We start from the raw sequence: 6,712 nt of genomic DNA, 5'->3' as shown, positions 1-6,712 counted from the left end.
TTCGCTCGACTTGCATGTATTAGGCACGCCGCCAGCGTTCGTCCTGAGCCAGGATCAAACTCTCCAAGAAAGTTGATTAGCTCAAAAATGTTACGTTGGCTTAGCTTTTATAAAAAGCTAAAAAATTGTTTGTTGACGTTCTTGTTTGTTTAGTTTTCAAAGAACAAATTCTTTCTTCGCTCGTAAGCGACTTTCATAATATAACACAATTCTTTTCACAGTGTCAACATTATTTTTTAAAAAAGAAAACCGTCACTCGCGAATAACTTTGCATCATTCGTTCGCAGCGACGGTTATTAATATATCAAGTATCTCACAAAAGGTCAATAGTTTTTATTGTTTTTTTACGATAATTTTTTACTCACCTGATAACATCGATGAAATATCCCATGTCCCTTTGTATCAAGACTAACAACATCTATTAATCCTTTTTCAATTAGGAACTCAACCAGAACGGCTAAATCTACAGAATAAGGAATTAACTCTTTTTCATTTTGAATCTCGTTGAAAGTCCAATATTCCTTTGTACTTAGAACCTCTAAAAGATGAGCACAGCCAACTTTCGTACGAGAGTGAATCATAAACTCACTGGCTAAAAATAATAACTCCAGCCTTTTTTCAATCGCCTCTTCACTATTAACAAGCTCTTCATATAATTTTACAATTTCCGGTTCAATTTGTTTTACCTGCAGCCAAACTGTTAATTCCGGATGAAGACCATTTTCAATCACAGCAAGTCTTGCTAAGTGGTGTAAAGAATGAACAACATAATTATATGCGTCCAGATATTGTTTGTTTTCAAAGAGTGCCTTTCCATCGATATACCGTCTTATCAGTTTTGCAAATTCTAAGCCCATTTTTACCTTACGGCCATTAAAAGGAAATTCACGTAATTCTGTTTTTAGATTTTCTATATACTCATTTCGATCAAACAATATCTTTGCATTTTGAAGCCATTCAAATATTTTTCGATTTGTACCTAATAGTAGCCAATCATTTAATTGTCCTTCTGTGACGATGTGCATTGCCGCCTTTCTGTCAGTATACGTATAGTGCTTTATTAATAGTGGCTGCTCTCCCTCTTTTACAATAATTAAAAGTATTACATCAAAAGTGTCTGTGGTATGGCTTGATTTATGTCTTTTTTCTACCATCAATACTCCAAGTGTATTGGATTGACTAGCCCGTTCCTGATAAATGGGCCGAAGAATGTCTTTCATTCATCATTCCTCCATAATTTTCGATAAACTATATGTTCGACAGTAATAATAAATCTCCTTCTTATTAAGAAGACAAATTTCGACATTCTTTACCATAACATTTTTTCACGAGTTGTAAATATGGTATAGTTTGTCTAGGAGGGAGTAATTATGGCTAAATATTCAAGTAAAATAAATAAAATCCGTAGTTTTGCATTATCCTTAATCTTTATTGGTTTTATTGTTATGTATGGTGGAATTTATTTTCGTAACTCTCCACTTATTATGACCATTTTCATGCTAATTGGACTTTTATTCATTATTGCTAGTACTGTTGTTTATTTTTGGATTGGGATGTTATCAACTAAAACAATACAAGTAAAATGTCCAACCTGCGGAAAACACACAAAAATGCTTGGAAGAGTAGATATGTGTATGCATTGTCGAGAACCTATAACCCTTGATCCTAACCTTGTAGGTAAAGAGTTCGATGAATCTTACAATAAAAAATCAAAAAAATAAAAAGCCGATTTTCTTAATCGGCTTTTTTTGCTGTATTAATGTACTTCTTTACTCGTACATTCAGGACATGTTCCGTAAACTTCCATTCGATGGTTATTCACTTTAAAGCCTGTAACATGTGAAGCAAGTTGTTCTACTTCATTTAGTCCTGGGTAATGAAAATCAACAATTTTTCCACAGCTCTCACAAATCACATGGTAATGGTGAGATGTTACAAAATCAAAGCGAGCTGAAGCATCACCATATGTTAATTCTTTTACTAAACCTACTTCACGAAATACTCGTAAATTATTGTAAACTGTTGCCACACTCATATTAGGGAATTTCCCTTCTAAGGCTTTATAAATATCATCTGCTGTAGGATGTGACATCGAGTTTATTAAAAATTCAAGTATCGCATGACGTTGTGGAGTTATACGTACTCCCGTTTCCTTCAATGTTTCCAACGCTTCTTTTAACTGATTCATCGCCATGCACCTCTATTCCAAAAATATTCTTAAATTATAATTGTTATAATTAGTTTACTAAGGAATTAATACTTTTGTCAATATTGTTATATCATAATGAAGCAAATGTTTATTCTTTTTCATTGTGTAACGTTTGCTCGGTAATCCCTAATACATGATTTACAAAACGAGCCGTTACAAATAGCAGGTCAGAAAGCCTGTTTAAATATGCCAAAACAAGAGGATTAACATCTTCCCCCAGAGAAACGGCACATCTTTCTGCTCTTCTCGCCGTCGTCCGGGCAACATGAAATGCAGCACCAGCTGAATGTCCTCCAGGCAAGATAAAATTATTCAAGGCTGGAAGTGATTCATTTAATTCATCAATATGTTTTTCCATTTCCTCAATATCACTAGGATTAAGTGACCACTTTACTTCCTTTCCCTTTGGTGTAGCCAGCTCTGCACCAACATGAAACAGATTTGTTTGTATTTTATGATACACATTCTCTATTAATTCTTTCTTTTGAAAAGATTCACCATTCAAATAACTTAATGCAAGTCCAATCATTGAGTTCGTTTCATCGCAGGTACCATATGCTTCTACCCGCAAGTCATTTTTTGCAACCCTTTGCCCATAAATTAAAGATGTCGTTCCTTTATCACCGGTTTTTGTATAAATCTTCATTATATTTCCCCCATTATCGTTCATATTTCTTAATACTAATATATGTACATAACCAATGGTATTAATTTAATAAAAAAAGGGTCGATAATCGACCCAACAAGTTTTATCTGAGGAGGTATGCCCTAATAAAATGATATTCAATTTACAGTTGTTTGCATTGGACAAATGCCTTTTCTATAGAAAATAGGCTATATAGTACTTATAAATTAAAACTATACTCGGCACTGGCATCAACATTCGGAGATGAATGCACTTTAGCAGGTGCTGTTTAATTACTAAACGGTCAAAGAATACGAATCTAATTTTGTAGAAGACGATTTCTAATTCGAGAATGCCCCCCTGCTATGGTAATATTGAAATTAAAGTCTATAGGGGGTTACATATGGAAGTCATTAAAAAAGGAACGACTATTCAATCATTAGAAGTAGGGATGAGTATTATTGAAGCAATCGCCCAACAGGGCAGGCCGCTAAAATTTTCCGATATTCAAGAGTTAACACAGATTACTAAAAGTAATCTTTATAAATATTTGAATACCTTCACACTATTAGGCATCCTGTATCGTTACAAGGATACGGGAGAATATGTATTGGGGAGCAAGTTGATTGAATATGGGATGGCGGCTGTAGATCAAGAAAATGTTATCGACCGGATTACACCTTTTATGCATGAAATTAACGAGAAGTTTTCGAATACCGTTCTATTTTCAAGCTGGACTCATAATGGTCCTATGATTGTTAAAGAATTGAACAAAAATCGCGGGTTAAATATTGGCGCTCAAATAGGAACCTTACTTCCCTTACGTTCTGCATCCGGCAAAGTGTTCATGGCCTTCCTGGATGAGCAAATGATTCGGGAATGGAAAGAGAAAGAAATTATGCAAATACCTCCAGAAAAGGTAGGTTTGCTTGAAGACGAATGTAAAATCATTAGAGAGAAAGAAATTTCCTTCGCAAGGGAACCTTTAGTACCATCGGTGTCATCCGTTTCCATTCCTGTATTAAACTATAAGAAAAAACTTCTTGGGTCCATTACCGTTGTAGGATTTTCTGAGGTTATTCCTCAAAATGAACATCACGAACTATCTCGTTATTTAATAGATATCAGCAAAGAAATTTCAGGCAGTTTCGGTTATCGGTGATAGGTGTTATAAGAACGAATATTAACAAAAAGCGAGGGAGTTCCCCCGCTTTTTTGCTGATCTTTAGACTAAATTTTCTTTTACATACTGTAGCGCTTCTTCGACATGCCCTTTTACTTTTACTTTTCGCCATTCTTTCGCTATTTTACCTTCTTTATCAATGACAAAGGTAGATCTTTCAATCCCCATATACTCGTTACCAAAATTCTTTTTTAATTTCCAAACCTCATACAATTCAGAAACATGGTGGTCTTCATCAAATAAAAGTATGAAAGGTAGGTTGTATTTATTGATGAATTTTTCATGTTTTTCTATAGGATCGGGGCTGACTCCCATAATAACTGAATCTAGCTCTGAAAAATCACCGTGAAAATCCCTAAAATCACATGCTTGTGTCGTACACCCAGGTGTCATATCCTTTGGGTAAAAATATAATACAACATTTTTACCTTTAAAATCTGACAGTTTTACTTTTTCACCATTACTAGCTAATAATTCAAAATCAGGTGCTTTTTTCCCTAACTCTATTGTCATAACTTAATCACCTCATGGAAAGTATTCTCTTCCATAAGCCTAACCAAACATAATCAACAATACAACTATTTAATTTCTTTAACCTCTCTATCCATTAATGCACGTGCAACAAAGGCGGCAGGCAGTGTATAGCCAATTAAAGCCTCGACAACGGCAACCATTCTGCCCAGCCCGTGCGGAACAACATCTCCATTACCAACAGAAAATAATGTCATTGCACTGAAATAAAAGCTTGTTTCAAACAAGTTATAGTTATTTTCATGATTTGTTTCTACTAACAATGAAACACCCTTTAATTCAAATAATAAATAGATGAGCCCAAATCCAAGAATAACTGTTAGATAGATGGACCCTAAAAAAAGGGCATTTTCAATCGATACAAACTTCCCTTTTATTGTGTTTGGTATAAACAACGTTCTTATACTCATAAAGATGCAGAAGATAACTATTGGCAATAAGAAATAGAACATCAGCAGTCACCTCAGGTAGACGTCATTAGTCTCATTCTATGCAGGCTTGGACGATAAAATATCAACAATCCTTGCTAAAGTGGCGACACCGTGAAATTTTTCAAAAGTAAAACAAATAAAAGTCTATTAAAAAAGTGCTATTATAGGAAGGAATCCATTTCAAGGAGGAAAAGTAATGCAACTTACAAATTCAGAACGTATACATAATGAAGCTTTAGAGCACATTGTTGGCGGGGTCAACAGCCCTTCCCGTTCCTATAAGGCGGTTGGCGGTGGTGCCCCAGTCGTTATGGAACGTGCGCAAGGCGCCTATTTTTGGGATGTCGACGGAAATCAGTACATTGATTACCTTGCAGCTTACGGACCAATCATCACAGGGCATGCTCATCCACATATAACAGAAGCCATCAAAAAGGCGGCTGAGAGCGGAGTTCTTTATGGCACTCCGACCCCACATGAGGTAAAGTTTGCAAAAATGCTGAAGGAAGCCATGCCCTTTTTAGAAAAGGTTCGGTTTGTAAATTCAGGTACTGAAGCAGTCATGACAACGATTCGTGTAGCCCGTGCCTATACAGGCAGAGATAAAATTATCAAGTTTGCCGGATGTTATCATGGTCACTCTGATCTTGTTCTTGTTGCTGCCGGGTCAGGGCCATCTACGCTCGGAACCCCTGATTCTGCTGGTGTTCCAAAGAGTATTGCCCAAGAAGTGATTACGGTTCCATTTAATGATATTGAGCCTTTAAAAGAAGCGTTAGATAAATGGGGCGATCAAATTGCAGCGGTTTTAGTGGAACCCATTGTCGGGAACTTTGGAATTGTGGAACCAAAACCAGGGTTTTTACAGCAAGTGAACGATCTTACCCATGCTGCAGGTGCACTTGTTATCTATGATGAAGTTATTACTGCTTTCCGCTTTATGTATGGAGGCGCACAGGATTTATTAGGTATTCAGCCTGATTTAACAGCTCTTGGAAAAATTATTGGCGGGGGTCTGCCAATTGGAGCATATGGTGGAAAGAAGGAAATTATGGAAGAAGTGGCACCACTTGGACCTGCCTATCAAGCAGGAACGATGGCAGGAAATCCAGCCTCCATGCTTTCTGGAATCGCATGCCTCGAAGTATTAAAGCAAGAAGGGGTTTATGACTACCTTGATCGTTTAGGGGCAATGCTTGAGGAAGGAATTCTAGAGGCTGCAAAAGAGCACGGTATCCAAATTACGATTAATCGTTTAAAGGGTGCTTTTACCGTTTATTTTACAAATGAAAAAATTGAAAACTATGAGCAAGCAGAAAATACAGACGGTGAAATTTTTGGCAGGTTCTTCAAGTTAATGCTAGAACAAGGAATAAACTTGGCTCCCTCCAAATACGAAGCCTGGTTCTTAACCATTGCACATACAGAAGAAGACATCGAAGCAACACTTCATGCAGTAAACAATGCATTTTCCTTACTTGCAGACGAATAAATATACATTTTTTATTCATTAATAGAGAGTGGTAATCACTCTCTATTTTTACTCCACTCTAATGAAAACGTTTACATTTATACTTTTTTAATAAAACAACTCTCTCATTCACTACATTTTCCTATCCACTTTTTTGCATATTTATTTGATTTCTGAAAATTCATATGATATATTATTTTCACGCAATCTTATTTAGTTGTGCCCTAAATTTTTTGTCAACAATTCTTACATTAATAAGCTA

General features: G+C 35.9%; 8 protein-coding genes and 1 rRNA gene. 3 read left to right on the top strand and 6 right to left on the bottom strand.

Annotation, left to right across the window (positions count from 1 at the left end):
- Together ACY3XC_RS20900 and ACY3XC_RS20895 are read right to left on the bottom strand one after the other, a co-directional pair.
- A 16S ribosomal RNA gene (locus ACY3XC_RS20900) occupies positions 1-70 on the bottom strand; the annotation flags it as partial.
- 274 nt (positions 71-344) lie between these two features.
- The gene (locus ACY3XC_RS20895) at positions 345-1,220 is read right to left on the bottom strand and encodes a nucleotidyltransferase-like protein (RefSeq protein WP_464870231.1); all 876 of its coding nucleotides are present in this window, start codon (positions 1,218-1,220) and stop codon (positions 345-347) included.
- 147 nt (positions 1,221-1,367) lie between these two features.
- On the opposite strand from ACY3XC_RS20895, the gene ACY3XC_RS20890 reads away from it, so the two are divergent.
- Positions 1,368-1,721 carry a YgzB family protein gene (locus ACY3XC_RS20890; protein WP_179161446.1) on the top strand — a complete coding sequence of 118 codons (354 nt, stop codon included), beginning with the start codon at positions 1,368-1,370 and terminating at the stop codon, positions 1,719-1,721.
- A 35-nt stretch (positions 1,722-1,756) separates the two neighbouring features.
- On the opposite strand, the gene perR is transcribed toward ACY3XC_RS20890, so the two are convergent.
- Both perR and ACY3XC_RS20880 read right to left on the bottom strand, forming a co-directional pair.
- On the bottom strand, positions 1,757-2,194 hold the full coding sequence (perR, locus tag ACY3XC_RS20885; RefSeq protein WP_464870230.1) for a peroxide-responsive transcriptional repressor PerR: 438 nt from the start codon (positions 2,192-2,194) through the stop codon (positions 1,757-1,759).
- A 103-nt stretch (positions 2,195-2,297) separates the two neighbouring features.
- Entirely contained in the window at positions 2,298-2,855 is a 558-nt protein-coding gene (locus tag ACY3XC_RS20880) for a cob(I)yrinic acid a,c-diamide adenosyltransferase (protein WP_464870229.1), read from the bottom strand.
- 382 nt (positions 2,856-3,237) lie between these two features.
- Between ACY3XC_RS20880 and ACY3XC_RS20875 the strand changes: the two genes are divergently transcribed.
- A complete protein-coding gene (locus ACY3XC_RS20875) occupies positions 3,238-3,996 on the top strand; it encodes an IclR family transcriptional regulator (protein ID WP_464870228.1) in 759 nt (252 codons plus the stop codon).
- A gap of 63 nt (positions 3,997-4,059) precedes the next feature.
- Here ACY3XC_RS20875 and bcp read toward each other — a convergent pair whose 3' ends face one another.
- Complete coding sequence (gene bcp / locus ACY3XC_RS20870; RefSeq protein WP_464870227.1) at positions 4,060-4,530, bottom strand: thioredoxin-dependent thiol peroxidase; 471 nt, start codon at positions 4,528-4,530, stop codon at positions 4,060-4,062.
- Positions 4,531-4,595: 65 nt separating this feature from the next.
- Complete coding sequence (locus tag ACY3XC_RS20865; RefSeq protein ID WP_353057468.1) at positions 4,596-5,000, bottom strand: potassium channel family protein; 405 nt, start codon at positions 4,998-5,000, stop codon at positions 4,596-4,598.
- A 175-nt stretch (positions 5,001-5,175) separates the two neighbouring features.
- On the opposite strand from ACY3XC_RS20865, the gene ACY3XC_RS20860 reads away from it, so the two are divergent.
- A complete protein-coding gene (locus ACY3XC_RS20860; RefSeq protein ID WP_464870226.1) occupies positions 5,176-6,471 on the top strand; it encodes a glutamate-1-semialdehyde 2,1-aminomutase in 1,296 nt (431 codons plus the stop codon).
- Positions 6,472-6,712: the final 241 nt, after the last annotated feature.

Source organism: Bacillus sp. CZDM1 (assembly GCF_055502545.1).
The sequence above is the reverse complement of the archived record's forward strand: the minus strand, read 5'-3'. Positions and strand labels throughout refer to the sequence as shown.